This window comes from Streptococcus sp. HN38 (assembly GCF_028335765.1).
Taxonomy (GTDB): Bacteria; Bacillota; Bacilli; order Lactobacillales; family Streptococcaceae; genus Streptococcus; species Streptococcus suis_P.
In genome coordinates this window covers 271204-297985 of record NZ_CP116604.1, presented here as the reverse complement: position 1 = coordinate 297985, position 26782 = coordinate 271204, and the positions used below count along the sequence as shown (strand labels likewise).

General features: G+C 40.6%; 29 protein-coding genes and 1 pseudogene. 8 read left to right on the top strand and 22 right to left on the bottom strand.

Annotated elements, in window-relative coordinates:
• Window positions 1-36 precede the first annotated feature (36 nt).
• The 16 genes and pseudogenes from PHA78_RS01520 to gla form a co-directional block, all read right to left on the bottom strand.
• Window positions 37-930, bottom strand: coding sequence for an aldose 1-epimerase family protein (locus PHA78_RS01520; protein WP_272158367.1), 894 nt, complete (start codon window positions 928-930; stop codon window positions 37-39).
• Between the two features lie 64 nt (window positions 931-994).
• Window positions 995-2401: a 6-phospho-beta-galactosidase gene (gene lacG, locus PHA78_RS01515; protein WP_272158366.1), complete on the bottom strand. Its 1407-nt coding sequence runs from the start codon at window positions 2399-2401 to the stop codon at window positions 995-997.
• 233 nt (window positions 2402-2634) lie between these two features.
• Window positions 2635-4314 carry a lactose-specific PTS transporter subunit EIIC gene (locus tag PHA78_RS01510; RefSeq protein WP_024380148.1) on the bottom strand — a complete coding sequence of 560 codons (1680 nt, stop codon included), beginning with the start codon at window positions 4312-4314 and terminating at the stop codon, window positions 2635-2637.
• Entirely contained in the window at window positions 4314-4631 is a 318-nt protein-coding gene (locus tag PHA78_RS01505; protein ID WP_024403454.1) for a PTS lactose/cellobiose transporter subunit IIA, read from the bottom strand. The genes PHA78_RS01510 and PHA78_RS01505 overlap by 1 nt, the downstream gene beginning before the upstream one ends.
• Before the next feature lie 31 nt (window positions 4632-4662).
• Window positions 4663-5496 carry a PRD domain-containing protein gene (locus PHA78_RS01500; RefSeq protein WP_024378033.1) on the bottom strand — a complete coding sequence of 278 codons (834 nt, stop codon included), beginning with the start codon at window positions 5494-5496 and terminating at the stop codon, window positions 4663-4665.
• A gap of 188 nt (window positions 5497-5684) precedes the next feature.
• Window positions 5685-6662: a tagatose-bisphosphate aldolase gene (gene lacD / locus PHA78_RS01495; RefSeq protein ID WP_024378034.1), complete on the bottom strand. Its 978-nt coding sequence runs from the start codon at window positions 6660-6662 to the stop codon at window positions 5685-5687.
• A gap of 1 nt (window position 6663) precedes the next feature.
• Window positions 6664-7596 carry a tagatose-6-phosphate kinase gene (locus tag PHA78_RS01490; protein ID WP_024378035.1) on the bottom strand — a complete coding sequence of 311 codons (933 nt, stop codon included), beginning with the start codon at window positions 7594-7596 and terminating at the stop codon, window positions 6664-6666.
• A gap of 9 nt (window positions 7597-7605) precedes the next feature.
• Window positions 7606-8121, bottom strand: a complete 516-nt coding sequence (gene lacB / locus PHA78_RS01485; RefSeq protein ID WP_002941130.1) for a galactose-6-phosphate isomerase subunit LacB — start codon at window positions 8119-8121, stop codon at window positions 7606-7608.
• Between the two features lie 26 nt (window positions 8122-8147).
• Window positions 8148-8570: a galactose-6-phosphate isomerase subunit LacA gene (lacA, locus tag PHA78_RS01480; protein WP_002941127.1), complete on the bottom strand. Its 423-nt coding sequence runs from the start codon at window positions 8568-8570 to the stop codon at window positions 8148-8150.
• A gap of 204 nt (window positions 8571-8774) precedes the next feature.
• Window positions 8775-9542 (bottom strand): DeoR/GlpR family DNA-binding transcription regulator, encoded by a 768-nt coding sequence (locus PHA78_RS01475; protein ID WP_029185508.1) that lies wholly within the window; start codon window positions 9540-9542, stop codon window positions 8775-8777.
• A gap of 118 nt (window positions 9543-9660) precedes the next feature.
• Window positions 9661-9825 carry a hypothetical protein gene (locus PHA78_RS01470; RefSeq protein ID WP_180273797.1) on the bottom strand — a complete coding sequence of 55 codons (165 nt, stop codon included), beginning with the start codon at window positions 9823-9825 and terminating at the stop codon, window positions 9661-9663.
• 135 nt (window positions 9826-9960) lie between these two features.
• Window positions 9961-10737 (bottom strand): type II toxin-antitoxin system toxin PezT, encoded by a 777-nt coding sequence (gene pezT, locus PHA78_RS01465; RefSeq protein ID WP_272158365.1) that lies wholly within the window; start codon window positions 10735-10737, stop codon window positions 9961-9963.
• The gene (pezA, locus tag PHA78_RS01460; protein WP_272158364.1) at window positions 10737-11213 is read right to left on the bottom strand and encodes a type II toxin-antitoxin system antitoxin PezA; all 477 of its coding nucleotides are present in this window, start codon (window positions 11211-11213) and stop codon (window positions 10737-10739) included. Before pezA ends, pezT begins: the two co-directional genes overlap by 1 nt.
• Before the next feature lie 247 nt (window positions 11214-11460).
• A complete protein-coding gene (locus PHA78_RS01455; protein WP_024378038.1) occupies window positions 11461-12075 on the bottom strand; it encodes an NUDIX hydrolase in 615 nt (204 codons plus the stop codon).
• 114 nt (window positions 12076-12189) lie between these two features.
• Window positions 12190-12357 (bottom strand): annotated as a pseudogene (locus tag PHA78_RS01450) (helicase HerA-like domain-containing protein); the annotation flags it as partial.
• A 188-nt stretch (window positions 12358-12545) separates the two neighbouring features.
• Window positions 12546-13391 (bottom strand): aquaglyceroporin Gla, encoded by an 846-nt coding sequence (gla, locus tag PHA78_RS01445; RefSeq protein ID WP_024418726.1) that lies wholly within the window; start codon window positions 13389-13391, stop codon window positions 12546-12548.
• Between the two features lie 139 nt (window positions 13392-13530).
• On the opposite strand from gla, the gene PHA78_RS01440 reads away from it, so the two are divergent.
• A complete protein-coding gene (locus PHA78_RS01440; RefSeq protein ID WP_105129917.1) occupies window positions 13531-14331 on the top strand; it encodes a formate/nitrite transporter family protein in 801 nt (266 codons plus the stop codon).
• 33 nt (window positions 14332-14364) lie between these two features.
• On the opposite strand, the gene PHA78_RS01435 is transcribed toward PHA78_RS01440, so the two are convergent.
• Both PHA78_RS01435 and PHA78_RS01430 read right to left on the bottom strand, forming a co-directional pair.
• Entirely contained in the window at window positions 14365-15060 is a 696-nt protein-coding gene (locus tag PHA78_RS01435) for an LrgB family protein (RefSeq protein ID WP_024377398.1), read from the bottom strand.
• The gene (locus PHA78_RS01430) at window positions 15053-15433 is read right to left on the bottom strand and encodes a CidA/LrgA family protein (RefSeq protein WP_043025465.1); all 381 of its coding nucleotides are present in this window, start codon (window positions 15431-15433) and stop codon (window positions 15053-15055) included. The genes PHA78_RS01435 and PHA78_RS01430 overlap by 8 nt, the downstream gene beginning before the upstream one ends.
• Window positions 15434-15725: 292 nt before the next feature.
• Between PHA78_RS01430 and PHA78_RS01425 the strand changes: the two genes are divergently transcribed.
• Genes PHA78_RS01425 through PHA78_RS01415 form a run of 3 tightly spaced genes read left to right on the top strand, consistent with a single transcriptional unit; the run spans window position 15726 to window position 17849 of the window.
• Window positions 15726-16052, top strand: coding sequence for a PadR family transcriptional regulator (locus PHA78_RS01425; protein ID WP_002937550.1), 327 nt, complete (start codon window positions 15726-15728; stop codon window positions 16050-16052).
• A complete protein-coding gene (locus PHA78_RS01420; RefSeq protein ID WP_099807077.1) occupies window positions 16039-16794 on the top strand; it encodes a DUF1700 domain-containing protein in 756 nt (251 codons plus the stop codon). The genes PHA78_RS01425 and PHA78_RS01420 overlap by 14 nt, the downstream gene beginning before the upstream one ends.
• A complete protein-coding gene (locus tag PHA78_RS01415) occupies window positions 16791-17849 on the top strand; it encodes a DUF4097 family beta strand repeat-containing protein (protein ID WP_029175687.1) in 1059 nt (352 codons plus the stop codon). The genes PHA78_RS01420 and PHA78_RS01415 overlap by 4 nt, the downstream gene beginning before the upstream one ends.
• Before the next feature lie 42 nt (window positions 17850-17891).
• Here the strand turns inward: PHA78_RS01415 and PHA78_RS01410 are convergent, their stop codons facing one another.
• The 3 genes from PHA78_RS01410 to PHA78_RS01400 form a co-directional block, all read right to left on the bottom strand.
• A complete protein-coding gene (locus PHA78_RS01410; RefSeq protein WP_002941082.1) occupies window positions 17892-19100 on the bottom strand; it encodes an ABC transporter permease in 1209 nt (402 codons plus the stop codon).
• Window positions 19097-19990 carry an ABC transporter ATP-binding protein gene (locus PHA78_RS01405; RefSeq protein ID WP_002941081.1) on the bottom strand — a complete coding sequence of 298 codons (894 nt, stop codon included), beginning with the start codon at window positions 19988-19990 and terminating at the stop codon, window positions 19097-19099. The genes PHA78_RS01410 and PHA78_RS01405 overlap by 4 nt, the downstream gene beginning before the upstream one ends.
• Window positions 19991-20115: 125 nt before the next feature.
• Window positions 20116-22575 carry a YhgE/Pip domain-containing protein gene (locus PHA78_RS01400; protein WP_099807078.1) on the bottom strand — a complete coding sequence of 820 codons (2460 nt, stop codon included), beginning with the start codon at window positions 22573-22575 and terminating at the stop codon, window positions 20116-20118.
• 125 nt (window positions 22576-22700) lie between these two features.
• Here PHA78_RS01400 and PHA78_RS01395 point away from each other — a divergent pair, with 125 nt between their 5' ends.
• From PHA78_RS01395 to PHA78_RS01380, 4 genes are all read left to right on the top strand, one after another.
• Entirely contained in the window at window positions 22701-23234 is a 534-nt protein-coding gene (locus PHA78_RS01395) for a TetR/AcrR family transcriptional regulator (RefSeq protein WP_024377403.1), read from the top strand.
• Between the two features lie 83 nt (window positions 23235-23317).
• Window positions 23318-24301: an ABC transporter ATP-binding protein gene (locus tag PHA78_RS01390; RefSeq protein ID WP_024377404.1), complete on the top strand. Its 984-nt coding sequence runs from the start codon at window positions 23318-23320 to the stop codon at window positions 24299-24301.
• A complete protein-coding gene (locus PHA78_RS01385) occupies window positions 24294-25073 on the top strand; it encodes an ABC transporter permease (protein ID WP_024377405.1) in 780 nt (259 codons plus the stop codon). Before PHA78_RS01390 ends, PHA78_RS01385 begins: the two co-directional genes overlap by 8 nt.
• 1 nt (window position 25074) lies before the next feature.
• Entirely contained in the window at window positions 25075-25857 is a 783-nt protein-coding gene (locus PHA78_RS01380; RefSeq protein WP_024377406.1) for an ABC transporter permease, read from the top strand.
• A gap of 77 nt (window positions 25858-25934) precedes the next feature.
• Here PHA78_RS01380 and PHA78_RS01375 read toward each other — a convergent pair whose 3' ends face one another.
• On the bottom strand, window positions 25935-26777 hold the full coding sequence (locus PHA78_RS01375) for a Cof-type HAD-IIB family hydrolase (RefSeq protein ID WP_272158363.1): 843 nt from the start codon (window positions 26775-26777) through the stop codon (window positions 25935-25937).
• Between the last annotated feature and the right edge of the window lie 5 nt (window positions 26778-26782).

Sequence of the window (26782 nt, the reverse complement as noted above, 5' to 3'; positions counted from 1 at the left end):
ACCAAATTTCTGTAACGAACAAACATTTTCAAAAGGTTACTCAATAATAATATCAAAATATTTTGTATCAACTTCTTTTGGAGCAACGTAACTAATATTTCGTTTGGCATTAAAAATATCAGATTCTTCCATTGAAGTCGAGAGTCCGCTCCATGGTTCTAATGCGATAAAGGGACTCTGATTTGTAGTTGACCAAATCACTAAATATGGAAAATCATCAAATGCAATCGAAAGTTTCTTCTGATGATTTTTTGATTTCAAGGTTACCTTTCGTGATGCTAATTGATCCAATGTGATGGCATCATGCTCAAACAGTTTATAGGACAAGTCCAAGGTCTTTTGATTTTCCAAGAATGGCCGGCGGTCCTGCAGATCAAGTAAGCCAGTTTCTGGAAAACTTCTAGGTACTGTACAAGATTCTACTTTTTCAAATTCTAAATAATAGTCTTCATAACTCTCACCATCCAACAAGGGACAATTAAAACCTGGGTGACCCCCAATAAAGTAAGGTAGCTTTCTATGTCCCTCAAAGTTTTTCACCCGATATTCAGTTCGAATTGTATTGCCAAGTAGTGAGTAGTTAATGGAAAGTTCAAATTCAAATGGATAATTTTTGACAGTTTCCTCATTTGATGAAATAGAAAATTCCAAAGAGTTTTCAGTACTTTTTACATTTTTGAACAGCATTTTTCTAACAAGTCCATGCCTTGGAATTGTGCCTGTAAATGTCGGTCTTTCTGCAGGTTCATAGATAGCCCAATCATTTCGTAAACTTCCACAAATCGGAAATAGAACTGGTGCTTGACCGCTCCAATAGGTCGGATCGCCTTGCCAAAGATACTCGATACCATCCTTGTCTTTAATAGAAATAATTTGACCACCTAATTCAGAAAATTGTACTGTTAAGTTCTCATTTTTTAATTCGAGCATAAAAACTGCCTCCCTTATATGAAAACAAGGATGCTAACTTGAGCTAGGCATCCTTGTATTAGTTTTATTCAATAACCTGTGTTTCCGCTACTTTTTTATACCAATAAGCACTTTTCTTTGGATAACGTTCTTGGGTCTCAAAGTCAACATAGAACAAACCATATCGTTTCTCGTATCCATTTGACCAAGAAAATACATCCATCAAGGACCAGATGAAATAACCTTTAACATTGGCACCATCTGAGATAGCATCTGAAATCACTTCTAAATGCTTTTTCACGTAGTCGATTCGACCATCGTCATAGACTGTACCATCTACAAACTCATCTTTATAGCCTAGACCATTTTCAGTGATGTAAATTTTCTTATAGTTTGGATAGTCATTTTTTACACGCATGATTTGATCATAAAGGCCTTGCGGATAGATAATCCAATCCCAGTCCGTTTTTGGAATATCAACTGGAGATTCTCTACGACCAACTCCCTTGATTTGATACTTAGAACTTCCCTTTTCACCTTTACCATTATGGATAATTTCAGTCTCACCGTTATGAGCCCTCATCCAATCACTCATATAGTAATTGATGCCCAAGAAGTCGTTCAAATCTTTTGCGGCATCTAAGGCAGCGAAGTCTTCATCACGAAGGTCTAATTCCCCACCATTTACTTTCAGAATATGTCGAACACCTTCAAGTGTTTTTTCAGAATAGTAACCCAAGTATGTAGCATCGAGGATAAATTTATTATGAATAATATCTTCTAGTTCCGCTGCACGAACATCATCAGGGTTGCTTGGATCATAAGGATATTTCGTTGGCAATGCGTGTACAACACCAATTTCTCCACTATAACCAGCATCCTTGTAGAGCTTAACCGCCTTAGCATGTGAAACCATCATATTATGATGAGATTGGAATACCTTAGCTAAGTCATACTGAATCCCTGGTGGGAACTTCCCAACTAGATATTGCCCATCACCAATTGGACCGATTTCATTAAAGGTTGTCCAGTAATTAACTTCAGGGAATTCTTTGAAGCAAAACGCTGCGTAATTGACGAAGTGTTCAATGTTATCTCGATTCAGAAAGTCACCATTAGAATGTAGCGTTTCTGGTGTATCAAAATGGTGAAGCGTTACAAATGGTTCTACGTGACGCTTATGGCATTCCGCAAATAATTTATGGTAATACTCTACTCCCTTTGGATTCACTTCTCCAAAGCCTGTTGGGAAAATACGAGACCACGCAATTGAAATCCGAATGCCGTTTACCCCAAATTGTTCACTTAGTTCTAAATCAACTGGATAACGATTATAAAAATCAGAAGCCGGTTCCGCAGTGTACCAGTAATTATCTTCTAGATACTTGTCCCATGCAACACGACCTTTTCCATCCGTCTGTGTAGCACCCTCTGCCTGATATGCAGCAGTTGCTCCACCAAATATAAAATCTTTCGGTAATGTTTTAACCATATGCCTACCTTCTTCTATCAAAAATAAATAAAGGGGTAGGAGTTAGAGATGATAACTCCCTCCCCTTTTGATTAAGAACCTGTATTCACAAGTGAAGTGCTTGTATATAAGAGATAGTTTTCGCTAATCAAGGCAGTTTTTTGAGGGAATACTGACTGTATTTTGAAAAAAACTAACGATGAGTAGCTGAAAAACTAGCCTTAGATGGAAGTGCTGAACTGTGAATACAGGTTCTAGAACTGTTGTTTGACAAAGTCAAGAGCACCTTGACCATCACGTGTGAGTTTAATGTATTGAGCACCTTCAGTTTTGGCGAGTTTAATGCCCAATGCATCGGTTTCTTGTTTAATGTCCTCGTAGTTCGATGCCACTTGAGGAGCAAGGATGACTAATTGATACTCAGGTAAAATCTCGCGGTGAGCTCCATAGCTTCCTGCTGTCGCTGTTACTGGAACACCATATTCTTTTGCAGCTTTAGTTAGAGCGTTGGCAAGCAATCCACTTGTACCACCCCCTGCACAAAGTACCAGAACGTTTGTTTGTTCAGAAATTTCGGTATCGACTGCAGCCTTTTCAAGAATAGCATCCGCTTTGGCGGTATTAAAGTTAGCCGCCACTTTCTCTTTCAAACTATTTTCAACTTTCCCTGATTGTTCCTCAGCAAGAATTTGCTCATCGTAAACTTTCAAGAATGGATAATAGATAAGTACATCGACAACGACCAATAAGATAGCTAGTACAAAGGCGAGTGGAGCAAAGTTTGTTCCCATTACAATCCCCAACGGTCCTGGAGTTGTCCATGCTAAGTTGACGCTGAAACTGTTCATTTTTAACGTATCAACAAAGAATTTGAAAATCCATACGTTAGCAATTGGAGCTAAGATGAATGGAACAAAGAATACTGGGTTGAGTACAAGTGGTGCACCGAACAAGATTGGTTCGTTTACACCAAAGAAAGTTGGAACAACTGAAGCACGTCCAATTGCTTTATTTCGTTTAGACTTAGTCAACCACATAAACATGAATGGCACAACCAAGGTAGCACCTGTACCACCCATTGTCACGATAAACATTTGAGTACCTGAAGTCAGGATTTTGTCCGCATGTTGACCCGCCTGTAAAAGCTGGAAGTTGGTTTCAATATTGGCATAAGTAATGGCTGCAATTGCTGGTTCCACAATAGATGGACCATGAATCCCTACAAACCAGAACAAAGCATAGGCACCAAAGATAATTGTAATACCAACATAACCATCTGCGGCTGTAAATAGAGGCTCAAATAATTTCAGAATCGCCTCAGCAACGTTTGTTCCAAGGAATTGACGTGTCACAAGATCAATTCCATACAAGACAAAGATAGACAATGCATATGGAATCACATCTTTAAATGCCTGGGATACGTTCGGTGGAACTTCGTCTGGCATACGAATGGTAACATTGTTTTTCACACAGACCTTATAGATATTAACCGTAATGAAGGCTGCTAGAAAGGCTGTCAAAAGTCCCTTAGTTCCCATGTAACCATTGGCAAATCCACCTTCAATACCATCAGAAGCCAGTAATAAGAAACCTGAAATTGAGGCAATCATGGTTGAAATGAAGTTAATCTGATTGGTTTTTGGCAATTGACGGTTAAACGCATCTGTCAAAGATTTTGCGGTCGTTCCTGCAACTAAGACAGCTACAATACCCATTGTATAACCGTAAGGTTTCATGATAGCCGCAACTGCTTCATCAGACCAAGTAAATCCAAAGATATTAGGTACAAATGCTACCATTAGAAAGATACTTGAGAACAAGATAACCGGCATAGCAGCAATAAAACCATCACGGATAGCCCTTAAATAAGGGTTTCTCGAAATCTTTTCAAAGAAAGGCTTCCCTTTCTCAATGAATTCAATCAATTTATTCATTACTTATCACCTCGTTTGTAAAGTTCAATCATATGACTCATCATATCTTTCAATAACAATGTTGTCATGAGATGGTCTTGGCCATGCATGAGCGTCACACTAAATGCTAAATCCTCACCAGCCGCTTCTTTCTGCAACAAACTTGTCTGAGCATGGTGGGCTTCAACAATACAAGCATTGGCAGCTTCAACTAGTTCTTCTGCTTTTGCGTAATCACCTTTTTGAGCAGCAGCCAGTGCCTCTATCAAACGAGAACGTGCATCACCAGCGAATGCAACAATCTCAAAACCTAATAACGTAATTTCTTCTCTGTTCATAATATGAACCTCCTTTTAAAATTGAATTGATTTACAATAATCGTTGAATATGTAGTACAATATAGAACCTTTCACTATCATTTACTGGCTCATCAACCAATGATGTAATCATCTCAAAAATCTGACTTCCAACCTGATGGGCTCTTGGATTCTGGAGCTTGATATACTGTTCCAAACTAGCAATCGATTCATTTGACTGATGGGATCTATCTAAGTAATTCAGAAAATAGGACAAATGAATCATAAAGCGATCATAAAAATTGCTATTTTCTTTTGAGCGTCTAATCCCATTCTCTAACAAAATTTGTTCAACCTCAGCAATAATTTTCTTACTGATGTCATGTTCTTCACTAGTGGGATGAATTGTTTCACCTTTTGCATTAATTAAGTGAAGTGCAATTTTACCAATCTCATCATTTGGAAAATCATTTAGCAACTTTTCACGAAACATAGCTAAGGCTTCACGCGCCATTTTATATTCTAATGGATATTCGGCTGAAATATTGGGTAGCCTACTTTCTTGATAACTATTCTTTAAAACCGCCTGATATGCACAATAGATATGATCTGTCAGTGTCACATATAGATATTCTTGTACAGGGTAATGATAAGTTTCTACCAGATGATTGATAACCGTGTAGGTTGCCGAAATAAAATCTAGTGGAATATCTTTTAATAAGGTTAGAAAATTTTCTTTGGCTTCATCATTTTTTAGCGAAAAGATATTTTCTATCTTGTCCTTAACAATTAAATCCCCTTTCTTCTTTTGAAAGGTTATACCTAATCCCATCACGACTGCCTGTTCCCCAAGTTCATTTTTCACCAGGGCAGCGTTATTATTTAGTGACTGTATAATCCTAAACATATATCCCTCCTATATTTTTAAGCAAAAAAAGACTACAAACAAACCGAGAATATCCTACTCTCAAATCCATTTGTAGTCTTGCCTAATCGAATTAGTTACAATCCACTCTATTCTTGCTGATGAGATTATTATAGCATATTCTTAGAAAATGTAAACCCTTTCTTTTAAGAAAATGGTTATTTTTTCAATTATTTTTCTAGCCAAGAAGTTGCTGTTTGAGACAAGACTGCATCAAGTCCCTCGATATTTTCACGACCAACAGTACGTAACCATTCACGCGCAGCTTCTTCACCTTGTTCAATATAGACTGGCACAACACCCGCCCACGTCGCACGACCACAGAGAACACCGTTAAATTTTGCACCTGCTTCATGAGCAAACACCAGAGTATCTTGGAAAAGCTTAGCAGAAACACCTGCACTTAGATAAATGTATGGCAAATGAGTTGATGCTTCTTGTTGACGGAAATATTCAGCTGCTTCTTCTTTTGTATAGACGACTTCCCCTGTTCCAAAGCCTTCTACAAAATTCATGTTCACAGGTACTTCTACCTTGAGAACATCCACTCCAAAGCGTTCATCCGAAAATACTTTCATAGCCTCATTTACTTTTCGAGGTTTGACTTTTGCAAATTCCACACTGGCATTGTCTTCAATCGTTTCATCATAGCTCAAAATTTCCAAGAAGAATGGTAAACCTTCAGCCTGACATTCTGAACCTAAGCGTTCAATATAGGCATGTTTTTGAAGGTTGACGTATGGGTCTCCATCAACATCATAATAGAGTAAGAACTTGATAGCATCTGCCCCTTCTTCTTTTAGTCGTTTTACAGACCACTCTACTAGGCAATCTGGTAATCGACTAGTAGAGCTTGTATCATAGCCAGTTTTTTCATAAGCTAGGAGCAAACCGCACTGTTCGTCACGGGCGCGTGATGCTGGCAAACCAAATTCAGGATCTAACAGAATTGAGGAAGAAAACTGTGTTAATTCTTCTGAAACTAGTTTCTTTAGTTCTTCCATCTGCTCCACAGTAGGTTCTTCTGTCTGATGTTTTGCCATCATTTTTTTCAGGGCTCCACGTTGGTCAAAAGCTAAAGCTGAAATAATACCTGCTTCATTGCTTACTTTTTCCATGTATTTTCTTTTATCTGCTGTTACTACCATATTATACCTCCTCAACTTCGATTTGAGAATACAACGATTCTGCATTTTCTAAATTGACATAACCTGTCTGTTCTTCCTGGGCATTTAGCATGCCCAAAACATTAGCCTTTTTAAGTAATTCTGTATCAGGTAAGGCATGTACCAAACTAGCTGCAATACCTGCAACTGTTGAATCTCCTGATCCTACTGGATTGACGACTTTGATTTTTGGAATTCTGACACGATAGAACTTATCATTGTGCTTGGCAAAAGCCCCCTGTGCCCCTAATGAGACGACTATCCAATCAATTCCTTGGAAAAGTTGACCAGACAAAACCGATTTCAACTCTTGAATATCATCAGTAACTTCTTTACCAATCAGTTGTGATAACTCCTCTGTATTCGGCTTAATAACTGTCGGCTTCTGCTGGCTTTCTAAAACGTTTTTCAGCGCCTCACCAGAACAATCCAAAACAACAGCTACACCGCGTTTTTTACAAAGTTCTACAATCTCAACATAATAATTGCTAGCAAGTCCCTTAGGCAAACTTCCTGAAATAACAACTACATCTACATTGTTCAGGATGATTTCAAGGTGTTCAATAAAATTCATGGCTTCATGTTCTTGAATAGTTGGTCCTTGTTCTAAAATCTCCGTCTGTTTGCCATCATGAAGGACCGCAATGCAATTACGTGTTTCATTCCCAATTTCCACAAAGGAATTTTTAATAGCATTTCGAGTGAGTTGTGTCTTTACATAACTTCCAATCTCACCGCCAATAAAGCCTGTTGCTACAACATCTTCACCAATTTGTTTCAAAACTCGTGTAACATTGAGCCCCTTGCCTCCAGCTGTTTTTTGAACCTTTTCTACTCGATTGACCGTATCCAAATGAAAGGTATCCAATTGATAGGCAATATCAACTGACGGATTTAATGTGATCGTCAAAATCATGTGAGCCTCCTAGTCGTGGTATTCTCCACGATCCCACTTTTCAAGAAATTCCGTAAAGAACTCTGGATTAGCTTGCTCTTGATTGAGCGTTTCAACTGCAGCAATCTTTTCAATCAAACGTTTGTTTGCTTCAGTTGGTTTATATTCTGCTTTAATGAAGGCTTCAATGATGTCGCACATGAGCAACTCACCTGTAATCTTTCCTCCAAAACCAATGACGTTGGCATTTAACTCTTCCTTAGCGTAAAGTGCGGAGGTCATATCACGAACCAAGGCTGATCGAACACCAGGTACCTTGTTTACAGCATTGTTGATTCCAACACCTGTTCCACAAATACAAATTCCCAAATCTGCTTGTCCGCTTGCAACAGCTTCACCAACTTTTTTACCAAAGATTGGGTAATGAGTACGAACATTGTCATAAGTCCCAAAGTCCAATACTTCATATCCTTGATTTTTCAAATAATCTACCACAGCGATTTTTTCATAGGTTACAATGTGGTCACAACCGATTGCAATTTTCATCTCTTATTCTCCTTTGTTTACAACAATTAGCACATTTTATTTAGCATATCGACACGAATTTGGTGACGGCCACCATCATACTCACCTTCAACAAATCCTTTAACGATATTTTTAGCAATTCCTTCTCCTACAATCTCACTACCGATTGTAATAATACGCGAATTGTTGTGTCCTCTTGTCATATAGGCAGAACGTTCGTCTGAAACTTCTGCAGCGATCATGCCTTTGACTTTAGTTGCGGTCATAAATGGACCAACACCATAAGCATCAATCACAATGCCAAGATTTCCTTCCTCTTGATTAACTTCTGCAACTACTGCCAAAGTTGTATCAACAAAATCACTTCCATCACTGACATCTTTAAAGTCATATGATTTTTCTAGCAAATAATCTTTAATAACGTCTTTTAGTTTTGAACCCGCTGGATCAGCACCGATAATGATTGTCATAACCTATCTCCTAACAAAAATAGAAAGTTGTAGCCATATTTGGCAGAAAATCTTTGTTTTGCAAAACTTAGAAAAGCGTTTTCGCTTTTTATATTTAAATTATACAACCAAACAAACATAAAGTCAACATATTTTGTTTTATTTTTGTTTATTTTTTTCGTATGCAAACAAAAAACCAACATTTCGCTGTTGGTTTTGATAACTTTATGATTTTGTAGTGATAATTTCGATGTGCTTACTTAATAATTGGTAATTTTCATCCTTTGCATTCATATCGGTCACTAGAGCAGTTACATCATTCAAATCACAAAAAGAAGTAAAATCATCTTTTCCAATTTTTGAGGCATCCAGCAGTAGATATTTTTCTAAAGAATGTTTAATGGCAATATTTTGCGTATAGGCTTCGGCTAGGGTAGAGGTCATGACATCAGTTCCCTTAAGTCCGTTACCTGAAAAGAAAATCTTGCTGAATCGCATTTTTTCTAAACTTGTATTGGTAATTTCTCCTACAAAAGATTCTGTCAATTGGCGATATTCTCCTCCAAGGAGAAAGACTTGAAAATCCTCCGTCTTCTTTTGTGATAGGATGGTAAAAACAGGCATACAGTTTGTGATGACTGTTAGGCGAGGATTTTTAATGGCCTCAGCCAGAAAGGCCACTGTTGTTCCTGGGCCTAAGAACACCGTGTCTCCATCTTCTATCAGTTGTGCTGCTCTTTCTGCTATCTCTTGCTTGGCTTCCTTATTCTGAATGTGTTTCTCAGAATGGGAATATTCCCGATATTGAAAAGCCTTATTACTTCTAGCACCGCCGTGAATTTTCGTTAAGACACCTTGCTCTTCCAATTCAATAAAATCACGTCGAACAGTCATATCAGTAACATTTAGCAATTCAACAATCTCAGAAATTCGAACTGTGCCTTTTTTGTTAACCAATCGTGTAATTTCTTCTAGTCGTTCTCGTTTATTCATGTTTAATCCTTTGTTGTTTTTTACATTATATCAAAAATAAATAAGAATATGTTGGAATTTTGAACATTTGTTCTAGGTGAATTGAAGCTTCTTATCCAAATCTCAGTTCAGAATTTTGTTACATCATTAAGATAGAGCCAAGCCCTTCTTTGATAAAGGTTACTAAAATTTCACAAAAATCACCTGATTTTGGTGAAGGAACACTTGGTAATTTATTTTCATTTAAATATTTCGAAGATTCTATCCCCATTACATATGTCATATGTTGTAATTTTTCATCCAAACAATAATTTCTTCTGAATTGATTTGCCCAATCTTCAAAAATTTCTGGTTCATCTTGAATGTCTAAATGAAAACCTCAATCTGCTTACCTTTATCAGTAATAATAGGTTCTTCTTGAATTAGATACTGCATATAACTATACATCGTTTTCATTACTTTTACTCATCTCTCTCAACCGTTCCCGTCCAACCTTCATCATTTCTTCCTCTACTTTACTCCAATCTCCGAAAAGGCAGTTTTGAAGAACTTCTGCTGCTGAACCATCATCAGTTTCAGAATCATAAATGCAAGTCCTGTCTCTTTGATAAATCTGAATGCGGTCAAAGATCTTATCGCTTTCTAACTCTCTTAGGTTATCAACCAAGTTCTCTACAATCCCATCATGGTGGTCTTTGGGTGTTGCTCTGGCCTGCGTCGGATCGATGGCATAAAGCTCTTCGTAACGAATCAAGGTGCTGAGATAGGACAGTTCTGGTTTGGTACCAATAATAGCTAAAGAAACTTGGTAACCTTTAGAAGTTAATAATTGAGCAGTCTGACGAGGAACTTGAGTGGTACGCAAAGTCCCTTCAATTAACAAATGATAACCACGTTTACTGAGTTCATCAACCAGATGTTCTACCATCTTTCCTGCAAATCCCTTGGTATAGTCCACGCTATCTTTGCCATACTTTTCTTGCAAGGCTAAGTAATTGGGATGCTGAGAACGGTAGCTGTCACCATCGATGATAATGATATTGCCTTGAAATTCTTTTTGCTTGATACGATGTATCGTTGTCTTACCTGCTCCGCTCTGACCTCCAAGTAAAATGGCTTTCGGTTGATCTGGAATCGTCTTTCCTCGAGTTAAAGCCCGAATGGTTCGCTGTAAGGCCTTCTGAAACTCTACCTCACTAAATTCTTCCAATCTCATTAAGCCACCACCCGATGATGCACCATGTCTAACATCCGCTCGATACCGTCTAAATAGCCATTGTAACGCTCTATTTCATCGAAAGTATCGACAAGGTATATTTTCGTATTGATCAATTCAGCCAAATCATCACTCATCAAAATCCAAGGATTTGTTTCATCATCAAAAGCAATACCTTGACTATCCTGATATCGATAGAGTTGAGATAAAATGGCTGCTCCACGTTCTTTTATCACTTCTATTTTTAAAGTCAGTTGGTAATCTTCAACAGGTGTTAGCATCTTATCCTCCCCTACAATATCGACATAAGAAACGTTAAATTTCTGACAAATACGGTCGATGAGTTCAGTTGAAACAGTGCTGGTACCATTTTCGTAGCGACTCAGGCTATTGCGTGAAATACCAACCATTTTCGCAAATTCTGGCTGTGTTAAATCGTGTGTCCGACGTAGTGACTTGATGCTGTCTCCAATCATAGATAAAGACCTCCTCATATTTGCTTTCATTATAGCACAAAAATTAACGACGCACCATTTTTGGTGCGTTCTTTATTTTATTATTTTTGGATTAGCCGTCTGAAAGACCCCTCGGAGAGCGTTTGTAGTTTTGATGGACCACGGGTCTGTCAAAACTACAAAAACGTTACTTTTTGGCAAAAAGTAACAAAAAGCTATCTTGAATCGAAGTCAGTCATTTTATTGGTTAACAAACAGAAAACTTCACTCATCTGGGCGAAGTTTTTTGATTTATGATTTCCGTAAAACGATGGGTAAATTGGGCGGTCATTCCCCAGATATTTTCTGGTAGATTTTCATAAAATGGAACGGAGCGTTTGTGATGACTGAAAGGATAGTCAACCCCACCTCTCAAACGTTCAAAGGGAAAGTCACAATCTGGGACAATCTGTGAATCCAGTTGATAATAGACAGGGGACGTTTTCAACAAGGTTTCTAGTGGGACTGTAAAGAATCGAGCTACTTCATCATTGGGTTGAAGGGTCTGCCAATCCAGGTGAAGTCGACCGACAAAACAGCGAATCGTCGAGCGGCCAAAAACTAGATAATCGATTTCTCCCAGCAACTCAATTTGTTCCTGTTGAATGTCAAGTTCTTCGATAACCTCACGAATGGCAGCTTCTTCTGCTGTCTCCCCATCATCAATTCCACCACCTGGAAAGGAAACTTCTCCTGGTTGAGAAATGGACTCGCTTCGAATTTCATATAAGACCTGCCACTGATTGTCTGACCAGACTAAGGGCAAGAAGACTGCATAAGAACGTTTTTCACCCAATGGCTGGGGCTTATAGTCTTTCAATAATACCTGCAATTGATCAATCATGGCAACTCCTTACTAACTAGTGATTTATGTTTATTTTAACGAATTTTGTGGCATCTGGCAAGAACTTTGTCTAGATATAGCCGAACGAATTTGCTTTCATACCCGGAACCGAGGTACAGACAGTATAAGAATAGGGATTCCCGCATCACTCAACTGCTCTGCCAAGACCTTTAAGGTCACTGCCTTACCCGTAGCACCTGCGATAATTCCATGGCGATTGAGCCGCTTGAGCTGCATCTCCGCTCGACTGCTTCCATAACCAAAAGCAATAACATCTGACATATTCTAGCCTCTTTTCCGATTTTTTCTAGCTTTACTGTAGCATAACTTTTAGGAAAATAGCAGAGCAGACAACCGAATCACCTCAATATCCATAAAACAAAAAAGAAAAACCCGATAGCAATCGAGCTTAAAATTAAGATAACATCTACTTTTTTAAAGCAATTCACATATCGAGTTTATTCTATATATTATAAGTACAAGTATTTAAACAAAGCGATCGCAAGGACTGATGCGAGGATTGGAGCAACCACTGGCACCCAAGCATACCACCATTTTGAATCAGATTTTGATTCACCAAGTACTGTTTTTGGCAGGAAGTGGTGAAGAAGACGCGGACCAAGGTCACGAGCAGGGTTAAGAGCTGGACCAGTTGGACCACCGACACAGGCTACCAAGGCCATAACTAGGAAACCAATGCCTAAGTGAGCAACTGCAATTGAACCTGAAGTATATGGAGCAACCATTGTTTCAGCGACTGTCTTGTCATAGCCTTGTTCAATGATTTTACCAACAAGCTCTGCACCAAAGAAATTCTTAGTCAAAGCAAGTGCTCCGAAGAACAATACAAATGAACCAGCGAACTCATTTAAGAAGCCATTAATAGTTGCAGCTTTACGACTTTCTTTTGTACCATTGTCAAGCGCGCTGATTGTTGAGAACGAACCAAGGATGTGATTTGGATTTTCAGTTTTCAAGAAGTAAGGTTTGTATACTGCTACAACCACTAACTGACCAAACATTGCACCTAACAATTGCGCAACAATGTATTGAGCAACGTGAGCCCAAGGGAAGAGACCTGAAACAGCCAAACCAAGTGTAAAGGCTGGGTTGATATGGTTACCAGAAACGTTACCAAACATCAATGCTGGCATCATAACTGCCAAACCATAGCCAATCGCAATGAGAATCCAACCAGAGTTGTTTCCTTTTGTACCTTTTAAATCAACGTTTGCAACTGTACCATTACCAATGATAATAAGGAGTGCAGTCGCTAAAAATTCAGTGATATATTTCACTGTCCATGTAACATCCATATTTTTCTCATATTTCCTTTCAAAAGTTAAATTTTTTTGGACAACAACCATTTTATCAAGTATAATAAACAAAGTAAAGCCATTCGACAAAAAGAAAACGTTTACTCAAAAAAGTAGTAAATTCAGTAAGGAGATTAGGATGGGAGCTAACCAAGAGACATTAATGTATGCACTTGAAAAGAGTATCCAGAAAAAAGCAGATTTGTTTGAACACAGTTTTTCTGCCTACGCTGTACGATCGATACTTGCTAGTCTTTATTTAGGATTGGGGATTGTCATTTCTCTTTATACAGCAGACAAACTCAACCATGTCGCAGAAGGACTCGGGAAATTTAGCTATGGGTTGATGTTTGGTTGGGGGCTACTCATGATTTTATATATGAATGCCGAACTTGGAACATCCAACATGATGTATATGACAGTAGCCAGCCATCGAAAAACGATTCCTACGAAAACAGCCCTCAAGATGTTGGCAACCTGTATCCTTTTCAATTTTGTCGGTGCTGTCCTTGTTTGTTACTTGGTTTCATTGACACTGCCTTATCAGCACGTTGATGCTCACAGCTACCTATTTGAAGCAACGGTGGCCAAGCTTTCAAAGACACCTTTGACTCAATTTATTGAAGGAATTTTTGCTAATATTGTCGTGAATATCGGCGTATTTACCTTCTTACGCATCAAAGATGACGCTGGGCGTCTCATTTCCGTTATTTTCATCATCTTTATCTTTGCTTTCTTGGGATATGAGCACGTCATTGCGAACTTTTCACTCTTCTCCCTGGCCTTTTTTGCAAATGGTGGACCAGTTGAGGGAATGACTCTATTAAGTGTACTAAGCAATTTCCTCTTTTCTGGATTAGGAAACTACGTGGGTGGCGGTCTCTTTATCGGACTTCTTTATAGTTGGTTGAATCATCAATCCAAACTTTATGTAGACTAAAAAAACTACGGTTGGAATTCCAATCGTAGTTTTTTATTGTAAGATAATCTGCGCAACTATTGGACTAATCACCACATACATAATGCCTGTAATCCCAATAGCCAAGCCAGCCATCGCTCCTTGCGTATGTCCATATTTTATCGCTGTACCCGTTCCAATGGCATGTCCTGTTCCTCCCAAAGCAAGACCAACAGCTACCGGGTCTTCAATTTTTAGTAGTTTTAAAAAGACTGGGCCAAGAACACTTGTCAGAATCCCTGTTGCAACAACGACTACAAGAGTAATAGTTGCTATCCCTTGCATTTTATCAGTAATACCAACAGCCATAGCAGTGGTGACTGATTTTGGAAAAAGAGATATTGCTAGAAAAAAATCCATCCCAAACCATTTGGCAATTAGGGCAGTAAAGACAGTATTGACAATACAGGCAACAAAAATTCCCAAAAGAATACTTCGAATGTGATGTTTCATTAGATGGAAAGAACGATACAAAGGAATACCCAGAGCTACTGTTGAAGGCACAATAAGCATATTTAGATAGGACCCTCCTGCATAATATTCCTTATAGGAAATACCTGTCATTTTTAAAAAGACAATAATCAATCCTGTAGCTACTAACAGTGGGGTTGTGATTGGATGAGGAAATCTCCGATAGATCAGCATTCCAATTAAATATGCTGCAATTGATAACATAATACCAAAAATAGGATTTGAAAAAAGTTCAGTCATGAATTCCCTCCGTATCAATATAGTCGCCTTCAAACTTTTGCTTCACAAATTGAACAACAAAACCAATTACTAAGATATTTAAAAAAATGGCGCCTAAAATGACGACGATAATAGGAAGTAAATAATCTTTAATTGCATCAAATCTCTCCATAATGCCCACTGCTGCAGGCAAAAAAAGAATGGTCATGTTAGCCAGCAAAAAATTTCCAACCGTCTGAATATGGCGAAGACGAATCAATTTGAACTCTAGGGCTAAAAATAGGAGGATTAAGCCAATAATACTTCCCGGAATAGGAAGATGAAAAATAGTCGAAATAGCTTCCCCTAAAAATGAAAATACTAGAATAATCATAAACTGAACATATAGTTTCATCTTTACACCACCTTAAATACTACTAATCCATCTGAGGTCATTTTCTTTTAGTCCAGAAAATCCCTTAATGTTAGTACTGTTATTAAGTTTACTACTCTGAAATTATTTTTCAAGACTATAAAACGTTTACACCTTAAAAATTTGTCCTAAGCTATTTTATTTATTTTGCACATAATCACTTGACAATTTATTTCTGTAGGTGTATATTTAATATATAACAAACTTTGATATATACAACTGAACACTATATATCAAAACCGAACCTAACTACAACAAAGGAAAGGAGCGTCCTATGCATTTTCCAGTCCCCGCAGTGCTGACAGAATTTCTCATCATGGCTATTTTGGAATCCGATGATTCTTATGGCTATGAAATCTGTCAGACCATTAAATTAATTGCCAACATCAAGGAGTCCGCCCTCTATCCCATCCTAAAACGATTGGAGCAAAATGACTTTTTGACTACTTATTCCCAAGAATATCAGGGTCGTATGCGCAAGTATTATAGCCTAACTCAGTTAGGTCACGAAGAATTGGTCCGACTCAAAGATGACTGGGATACCTATACAAACACGATAAACGGCATCATAGAAGGGAGCGTCCGCCATGACAAGAACTGAGTACATGGAGCAGTTAGAAAAATATCTCAAAAAACTGCCCCACAAAGAATACTTTGAAGCCATCAGCTTCTTTAATGAGTATTTTGACGAGGCTGGACCAGAGCGTGAAGCTGAGATTATCGAAGAATTAGGATCTCCAAAGGAAGCTGCCAGCGAACTCATCAACAACATCCTCAATAAGCAAATTCAAGAGGATAAAGAAAGCAAGGAACCGCTCCAGCTAACTTGGAAACACTGGGCTGGACTGGGTGCTTTGAGTATGACAGGGCTCTTCTCCTTCTTCCTACTCTTTATTATGGGCGAATTTATTGGATTCATCCCCCTCTTTGCGACCCTCATTCTTGGTGCCTTTTTCCTCGGTCGCTACTTCCGTAATTTTAGCCAGACCAAACGAACACTCTGGTTGGCTATCTTGGCTGTTATTTCCCTGCCCATCGCCATCCCACTCTTGCTCATTCTCCTAGCTAGCCTATTGGGATTGGTGGTGCTCATCTTGGCCCTCATTGTCGGAGCCTTTGCTTTGGGTGTCGGACTGCTGACCAGCGGTGGCTATCTGATTTGGGAAGCCTTTAGCCTTATGTCAGAAGGATTCAACATCTTCCTCATGGGCTTTGGATCGGGTTTATCACTGATTGGTGGCGCCATTCTTATCTACATCTTGACTGGATTTTTTGCCTACTGGTCTTGGCGACTGGTCAAGGCTTGCTTCAAATGGATATTGAAACGAGGTAAACGAGCATGAAAAAGAAACTAACCATGGCCATTATTATCGGCTTTGTCAGCCTGATTGCAGGCTTAATTCTGGCTGGCATTGGATTTTTCACTGGGGGCATAACCCGCTTGGAAGAGGTTGCTGCTCCGACGGAAGTCCATAAGACCTTCACAGATTTGAATACCATTAAAATTGACTTTATCCCCCACAGCGTCTATATCAAGGAGTCTAGCGATAGCAACTACCATGTGACCTATGCCAACTCCGACAACAATATCCAAACCCCTCTAAAACTCAGTGAGAAAGACGGCGTCTTAACCCTCTCTACACAAGAACTAGAATTTGCCATTGAGGGAATCATGCAGTATCTGGGAGAAAGCTTGGCCCAACGTCGTATCAATGTCTTCTCCGTCACCATTGAAGTGCCTAAAGGGAAGACACTGGATAAATTAGAGGGACACAATCTCCACTTCTATGATTTTGGCGGTTTCACGATTGAGAATATCCATATCAAAGAGGCAAATCTGTCTGGTGGTGTCACTCTTGACAAGGTGACTATTGACAGCGGTCAGATTGAAGCAGGCTACTTCCAGGTGACCCAGTCCACACTAAAAGATATGCAAGTTAACCTCCAGGGAAGCAGCGTCCGCCTATCTGAAACTAGCTTGGAAGCAGTAACCATTGAGGGCTATAGTCAACTGGATAGCAGACAACTAACTCTTCTTGGCGATAATCGCTTCACTCCGTCCGACAGCTATTCTTCTACAACATTTTTGGATTTGACGGACAAGACTCTGGCAGATAGTAACTTGTTCATCACCAATCAGATTGACAAGAAAAAATTGGCAGAAGCCCAAGGTTACTACTATGAAGATGGGGATGATTTGAGAGAGATGTTCAACCAAGACCCTTACTTAAAAGAGCGACTAGGGGAAGTTGGTATTTTCACTAGCGATAAGTACACAAAATTCCCTGTCAAGACAGAAAACGACCTACAGACCCTAACCCTAGAAAACAAGGACAGCCAGAACAAACTGACCATAGAAGCCACCAATGCCACAATCAATCTAGGGACACCTAAATAAGAATGATAAAACCAGCTTAGTTTCCTAGGCTGGTTTCTTCATTTATTTACTAGATAGACCTTTTTTCAAGCTTTTCCAAAGACCGATATCATCTGTTTGCAGAATCAAGCCCGCATAGGATTTTCCGATAAAGTAGATCGCTGCTACTGTGCTGGCAATGAGGATAAGGAGGGAAAGCCCTGCTTCCAGACCATTTGCCCAGCCGTTGATGATACGAATTGGCATGAAGAAGGTCGATAACAGTGGCACATAGGAGCCGATTTTGAGTAAGATAGACTCCTGAGCCTGCTGACCCAAGGTCATTGCCCCGATAAAGCCAATAATAATAGGGTACATGACTGGCTGGACGGCCTTATTGACATCTTCCTGACGGACCACCAAGGAGCCACAGAGGGCCGCAATGACAACAATCAGGACCAGACCAAAGAGGGAGAAAAAGAGAATAAACCAGTCAAATCCGCCCAAAACAGCCTGAGCAATGGGATTGTCCTGCATAGTGAGCAGGGCTAGACTGGCAAACTGGTAACTGCCCACACCGCCAAGAGCATAGATGCCCAAGTGAGTGGCAATGACCATGAAAATCCCTAGAATCCGGCCGTAGAAATAGGTCGAAGCCGGTACACTAGAGAAGATAACCTCCATAATCTTGGTCCCCTTCTCACTGGCCACTTCCTGAGCAGTTGTCGAAGCATAAATCATAGTCAGAACGTAGAGGAGGAAAATCAAGGCAAAGAAGAGAATAAATTTCCCAATCTTCTCATAGCCCTTGTTCTCAACCAACTGGACCTGATAAGCTGGGGTGCGAGCCAGTGTCGCCTCTTGCTGACTGGTCAGCTGGGCATCTTCCTTGTTCAACTGGTCCTGAAGCTCTGCCAGAGTCTGCTGGATAGCCGTTTCTGTTTCTATACTTGGCAGTTCATTTCCATGATAAACGGCTGAGAGCTGACCGTCGCTTACGGTTACGATCAAATAGCCCAACAAGTCCTCGTCCTCGAGAGCTTTTTTAGCTGCTTCTTCATCGGTGTAGTCTGAGGTTAGCCCGTCCAAGTCCTCAAAGGCCGACTGAACAGACGCCTCTTGACTAATCAGGGCAATCTCCTGACCACCTTGGTCCATGCTAGACCCCGTCAGATAACCGATTCCCAATGAAAAGAAAATCATAATAAAAGGAGCAAAGACCATAAAGACAAAGGACCAAGACTTGACCTGACGGAGATAGGTTTCCTTCGCAACTAGAAATAATGAGTTCATTCTGCCACCCCCGATTTGATTTTGAAGATTTCATCGATTGTCGGAGCTTGCTGGTCAAAGGTCGCCAGATAGCTTCCTCCGCTGATGAGCTGGAAGAGTTCTGGTCCAGCAGCTTCGTCGTCCAAGACCAACCGCCACTTGTCCTGATTGGTCATCTGAACAGACAGCACATGGGGCAGACCTTCCAGGCGTTCCCGTGCCACGTCGGACGAGATAAAGAGGCGGGTCCGACCAAACTGGCGACGGATTTCCTGAATGCCTCCGTTGAGCACCAGCTGTCCGTCCTGAATCATCAGCAGTTGATCGCACAGTTCCTCCACATTGGTCATAACGTGGTCAGAGAAAATCAAGGTCGCTCCCCGCTCCTTTTCCTCCAAAATCACACGCTTGAGCAAGGCCGTATTGACAGGATCCAGCCCAGAAAAAGGCTCGTCCAGGATAATCAGGTCTGGCTCATGAATCAGGGTGACAATCAACTGCACCTTCTGCTGATTCCCCTTGGACAGACTCTTGATCTTATCGGTCATCTTGCCCTTGACCTCAAGTTTTTTCATCCAGAGTGGCAGCTTTTCCGCCACCTCCTTGCTGGTCATCCCCTTAAGACTAGCCAGATACCGCACCTGCTCAAAGACGCTGAGCTTGGGCATCAGACTTCGCTCTTCTGGCAGGTAGCCGATTTTTTGGAACAAAGCTGGTGTGACTGCCTGCTGGTCCAGGATAATCTCACCCTCGTATGTGACAAAGCGGAGTAAGGAATGGAAGAAGGTGGTTTTCCCTGCTCCATTTTTCCCGACTAGACCACAAATGGTTCCAGACGGAATAGTGAAGGAAATGTCCTTCAAGACTTCCTTGCTTCCGTAACTTTTGCACAAGTGACGAACTTCTAACATCTCAACCTCCTTAGAATTGATTGCTTTTATTGTACACCTTTTTGTTGTCATTGTAAATGATACATGTAAAAAAAAAGCAAAAAATAACAGAACAGGAAACCTGCTCTGCTATTATCCAAAAGAAACTAGTCCTCTGTCGGTCGATACATCATGAGACCTAATCCCATAAAACCTACTAAGAAGAGGCTCAGCATCCAAACTTGATGACTACTATTTCCAACCATAGAAATGGTTTGACGAAGACCTGAAACAGAATAGGTCATTGGAAGATAAGGCTGAATGACTTGGAAGAAGCGTGGGCTAAGTTCGATTGGATAGGTACCTGCACTTGAGCCAAGCTGTAGTAACAAGAGAATTAAACTGGCAAAGGATCCGAAACGATTGTTCCATCCCACCAGGGCTGTAACGAGGGCCATGAAGGTCCAAGAGGCTAAAAGGATTAATCCCAAGGTTGCCATTGGATGAGCCGGTTCAATTCCAATCAAGCGAAGAACACCGTACAGAATCACTGCTGCTAGGCTGGCTATCGTACCATTCAGTAACAATTTCCCTTTAGCCCAATCCCAACGATTTTTGTAGGAACGATTATCAATGTGTTTGACAAAAATAACATTCGCTGATAAGGCTACAACCATTAGTGCGACAGATACCATATAAGGAGCCATTCCGACACCGTTGGTCTTCACATCATCTTGGTCGCTGTGTTCCAAGGTGACTGGTTGAGAAACTGCTTGTGCATTTTTGTCTTCTACAGAGATGACTGATAGTTGTTGACTGGCTGAGCTGAGTGAATTTGTTAGGGTTTCACTGCCTGTACGAAGACTGGAAATACCGCTTGTCAAGGTTTGACCACCACTAGCCAATTGATCTGCACCAGCAATCAATTGCTGACTACCAGAAGCCAGCTGTCCTGAACCGCTGACAAGTTGACTGGAGTTAGATGCCAAGGTTGCCAATCCTGATGTTAACTGGCTACCTCCTGATTGGATGCTACTATTATTCGCAGCCAACTGAGCTCCGCCCTCTGCTAATTGAGCAACACCTGCGGTATAGGCTGTCACCCCTGACATGAGTTGACTAGCTCCACTTGACAGTTGCGTTTGAAGTTGACTCACACCACTCGTCAAGGCTTGAGTTCCTGGTAGAACTTGTTGGTTCAAGGCGGTGTTGACCTGACTCAAGCCACTTGATAGGTTTTCAATGGCTGTTGTAGCTCCTGGCAATGCTTGATTGGCTGCCGTGTTGATCTGACCGACAGCTGATTGAAGCTGGCTCATTTGTGCTGCCATGCCAGAAAGACTTTGTAAGCTTGATAAGGCTTGACTGAGTTGCGACAATTGACCCAAAATCGTTTGGGCTGCTGTCACTGTTGTCGAAGGTGAATTTTGAAGGGCACCAACCAATTCAGCTTGCTGATCAGCTGGCAAGTTTTGATAGGTAGCCGTGGTTTGCAAGGCTTCAATGCTGGCTGTTTTATCAGCTTGAGCTGCTGTCAACAAGCCTTGAGCCTGAGCCCCCATCTCCGTCAAGAGATTGGATAAACTGCTTGTATCTACTGTAAGTCCTCCGATACTTGATAGGCTATCATTTAATTGATTGATGGCCGCTTGCAATTGCGGAAGCCCTGTTAATAAGGCCTGTATCTGACTAGACTGTTCAGCAGACAAACTAGTTGAACTAGCGAGTTGCTCCAAGCCTGCCTGCAATTGATTGGCCCCTGTTACCAGTTGTTCAACCTGGCTTGCTCCTGATTGCAATTGTCCCACCCCAGCGATGAGCTGAGAGGAATTGACATTTAATTGCTCCGCACCTGAAGCAAGACTCGCTACTCCATTTGTGTAGGTAGTTAAGCCACTGGACAGTGTTTGACTGCCTGTTGCAGCCTGATTGACTCCATCTGTGTAAGACACGACTCCGGTAGCTAACTGATTTGCTCCTGTCACGAGTACTTGACCCGAAGTCGTTAAAGTAGTCAGTCCATTTGAAAGTGTTTGGCTGCCTGACTCCAATTGACTAGCTCCATCTGTCAATTGTTGGCTACCATCTGCCGCCTCGACCATGCCGTTTTGAATTTCTCTCATACTGTCAAATACAGCAGTTGTGTATGTTTCGGTAATCGTCTCTGAAACGGATGTCTTTAATTTCTCCATAGCTGATTCGCCCATCTTAGAAGCAACAAAGCTATGACCTTTGGAGGTTTGATAAGAAATCGTTATCGGTTCAGGCTGATTCGTCAAGAGACTAGATGCTTTTTCTGATAAATCTTCTGGTAGAGTGATGACCATATAGTAGTCCCCTTCTTCCAAGCCTTTCTCCGCATCCGTTTCTGATACAAAGTGGAAATCCAGACTTTTGCTCTCTTTCATATTATCTACCATATCATCACCAATAGTGAGGATTTTATCTTGAAAGCTCGCCGACTGGTCTTGATTGACAACTGCTACAGGCAACTGATCTAGTCGACCGTAAGGGTCCCACATTGAGGTTAGGAAACTAATGTTATATAAGGCTGGGACACAGGCAATACCAATAATGGTAACCAAAGTCATTGGTTTTTTGAAAATATTCTTTACTTTTTTTAACATAAGCAACTCCTTTAGACATACTGTCCAAAAACTGATAAAATACATTATACAAGTATCATTTTCAAAATCAAGTCATAAGAACTGTTTTTAGACACTGTGTCTAAAAATGTTCAAAAGGAGAAATTATGGGAACAGATAATCGGAAAGAACGGACTCGTCAGGCCATTTTAGAAGCTATGGTAACCTGCCTGGAATCACAAGGATTTAATGACATTACAACAACACACCTAGCCCAGACTGCTGGTATCAGTCGTTCCAGTTTTTATACCCATTATAAGGATAAATATGAATTAATCGACTCCTATCAACAGGGACTTTTTCACAAATTAGAGGCTATATTTGACCGCTATGATGGCAATCGCCAATCATCATTTTTAGAAATTTTCGAGTTGCTCTATCGTGAAAAATTACTTTCAGCCCTACTTACCCATAACGGAACTCAAGAAATCCAAAATTTTCTTATCAATAAAGTCCGACTTCTTATTGCCAATGATTTAGCGGAGCGCTTAGGAAAAGAGAATTTATCACAACTGGAAAAAGAATACCGTAGTATTTATTTTTCACATGCTTTCTTCGGTATCATGCAGGTATGGATAAAAAATGGGAAGCAAGAATCACCTCAATTCATGACGGATTTTCTAATCAAAATGTTACCGTAATCATTATTTTCTAGCTTCACAACTTAAGAATTATGGTATAATAGCTATATCGTGCAAACGTTTTCTTAAAAGGAGATAATGTAATGATTCAGGCAGAACATCTATCAAAAACCTATTCTATTATCGATAAGGAAGTGGGGCTCAAAGGCTCGATAAAGGCCTTTTTCAACCCCAAGAAAAAGAAAATCCCTGCTGTTCAAGATATTTCCTTACAGGTGAGAAAAGGAGAAATTATCGGCTATATCGGCTCCAATGGTTCTGGTAAATCCACCACCATCAAAATGCTGACAGGTGTTCTCTATCCAGACCAAGGCTCCGTCCGCATCAATGGGCTCAACCCTCAAGAAAACCGCAAAGCTGTCAACAAGCAAATCGGCGTTCTCTTTGGACAAAAATCTCACTTGGATTGGAACTTGCCTGTACTGGAATCTTTTATCCTTCACGCAAAAATATATGATGTTCCAGACAAGGTATTCAAAGAAAGATTGACTGTCTTGATCGAGCTATTGGACTTGGCAGACATCATGAAGCAACCAATTCGTAATTTGTCACTCGGCCAACGGGTTCGTTGTGAATTTGCGGCTATCTTTATCCACCAGCCTGCTGTTGTCTTTTTAGATGAGCCAACCATTGGCTTGGATGCCAGCGTCAAGGAGATCATTCGTTCCTTCATCCGCTATATGAATCAAGAATACCAGACCACTTTTTTGATTACTTCCCATGATATGAAGGACATCGAAAGCCTCTGTGAGCGGATTTTTATTATCGATAAGGGCAAAAAAGTCTACGATGGTTCACTGACCGTCCTCAAAGAACGCTTTTCCACAGTCAAGACCATTCTCTTCTCCACAGAAAAAACAATTGAAAAAAATTTGCAAATGGATGGCTGGGAATTTGAACAGTTAGATGACTTCCATTTTGAAATCCACTACCAAAGCAAGGTCTGGACCAGTGCTCAAGTGATTGAGCAAGTTTTCAATCATTTTGCCATTGAAGATGTTACCATGAAAGAATTGGAAATTGAAACCATGGTCCGCCAAATTTATGAGGAGGGCATCCATGCGTAAATATCTCTACATGACCCGCCTGACCATGATGAATGCTATGCAGTATAAGGCTTTCTTTCTAGCGACTTTTGTTTCACTGGCAGTGAAGATTATGGTAGCTCTCTATGTCTGGAAAACCATTTTCTTCACTCAACCAGAAGTCAACGGCTTTACCCTCCAAACCTTTACGACATATATCATCTTTGCTAATCTACTAGCCAGTTTAAATTCTTTCTCACTCGGAGAAGATTTGTCCTACAGCATTTTAAAAGGAAGCATTGCTGGAGAATTTCTCAGACCCTATTCCTTTATTCTAGCCCTCTTTTTTAAAGACCTTGGAAATAAGCTCTTGGAACTGATAAAATTTGCTATTGTATTTATCGGTATTCTACTTGTTCATCAAGATTTCTACCTTCCTGACGGAAAAACTATTTTGCTCTTTCTAGTCAGCTCCATCCTAGGGATGTTTATCGTTCAATTACTGGATATGGCATTCGGTTTTTTGGCATTTTTTACGGTCAATGCTTGGGGAGTCATGCTCCTGAGAATGGGACTTTTCAATCTAGCTTCTGGAGCGCTTTTGCCACTCAGCTTCTATCCACAGGCTGTGGAAAACTTTTTAAAACTCCTTCCCTATAATTATGCGGTTAACGTTCCAGTTTCCATTTTACTAGGACAGGAAAGCGATCTAACTGCTTTGGGGTTGCAAGTTGTCTGGATACCATTCCTCGCTCTCTTCATCGCTGCTCTTTGGTCCCAAGCCAAGCGTCGTATTGTCATTTTTGGAGGTTAACATGAAGAAATATATCAGCCTCTATCTATATAACATCAAGGTCTACATGATGGCCCAGATGTCCTTTCGGGTGGACTTCTTCATCGGGCTTTTCTCCTCTTTGATTGAACAAATTGTCTACCTGATTTTCCTCAATATTCTTTTTGGAAATATCAGGGAAATCGCTGGTTTTAACTACGGTCAAATGCTTTTCATCTATGGAATAGCGACCGTCGGACGCTCCATTCACTTGATTTTCTTTGACAATCTCTGGATGTTTGGCAGTCGCTACATCCGACAAGGCGAATTTGAACGCCTCCTCCTCATGCCTGTGAACCCACTTTTTCAGCTTATCTGTGAACGAATTCAACCTCAAGGAATCGGAACAACCCTCATCGGTACCCTTGCACTAGCCCAGGCTTCCAAGGAACTGGGTATGGAATGGAGTCTTGGAAAACTAGTCCTACTCATCTTTATTGCCATTTGTATCGGCCTACTCTATGCAGCCATTCAACTTGGTCCAACCGCTCTAGCCTTTTGGATTGTGGAATCATTTCCTTTGACTATGGGAATTTTCGCCCTCAATCAGATGGCTCAATACCCACTCAATATCTATCCAAAAATCATTCAAATCCTGCTGATTTTTGTCTTCCCTTATGCTTTTACAGCCTATTTCCCAGCCCTCTACTTCTTAGACCTGTCTATGTGGGGACTGGCTCTGCCACTGGTTGTCCTAGTCTTATTTACCATCAATTACAAACTCTTCCGCTACGGCATGACCAAATTTACCAGCGTAGGAAATTAAAACAAGGCTCTCAGTGCTTGAGAGACCTTGTTTTTTATACTAGAGCATGAGGATATATAAAAATACTCAAGGATTTTTTACTCTCCCTTGGTTTCCGACAACCAATTTTCCAAGACCTGCATGACCCCTGCCTCCAGATGGCTGGGAGCTCGGTACTTGGCTACTGCCTTGACCTTGTCTGTCGCATTTTCCATGGCATAGGAATGCCCAGCATAGGCTAAGAGTTCCAAATCATTGTCCGAATCTCCAAAAGCCATGACCTGCTCTGCCTGTATTCCCAAGTCCTGTAAGACCTGCTCCAGGCCCCAGGCCTTGTGGATCCCCGCCGGCAAAATGTCCACCGAGCCATAGCCACTGGTCACTGCAACCAGCGGACCTTGAAAAGCCTGGTTAAACTCTTCCGTTATCGATTCTACACGCGCTTCAGGAACCCAGAGACCAACCTTGTATATTGACTCTGAAACTGGATAGGCACTGAGGTCGTCTAGGTAGGTCACACGACTTTGGAAGGCAGCCATCTGAGCTGGTTCTATTGGCAAATCCGTCCCTTCAAATGGCACACCTGCCCCAACCTGCATATAAATGTTTTCTTCATTCGACAACATCAGACATACATCCGCCCAACGGCCTTTGAAAAAATGCAGTATTGCTCCGACTTCCACTTGCTGAATAGCCCGACGAATTACTGTCTTGCCATTTTGATACACATGGGCTCCATTATCCGCTACAAAGATTAATCTATCTTCAAATCCTTGGCATAATTGTAGTAATCGCCCAATTCCATTACCACTAGCGATAACAAAAGGAATATGTTTCTCTTCTAGCTTCTCCAGGACCTTCGAAAATCGCTCTCTATCAAAACTCCCCTGACCATCTAAAAAGGTCCCATCCATGTCTGTTGCAATTAATCGAACTGTCATCTTCT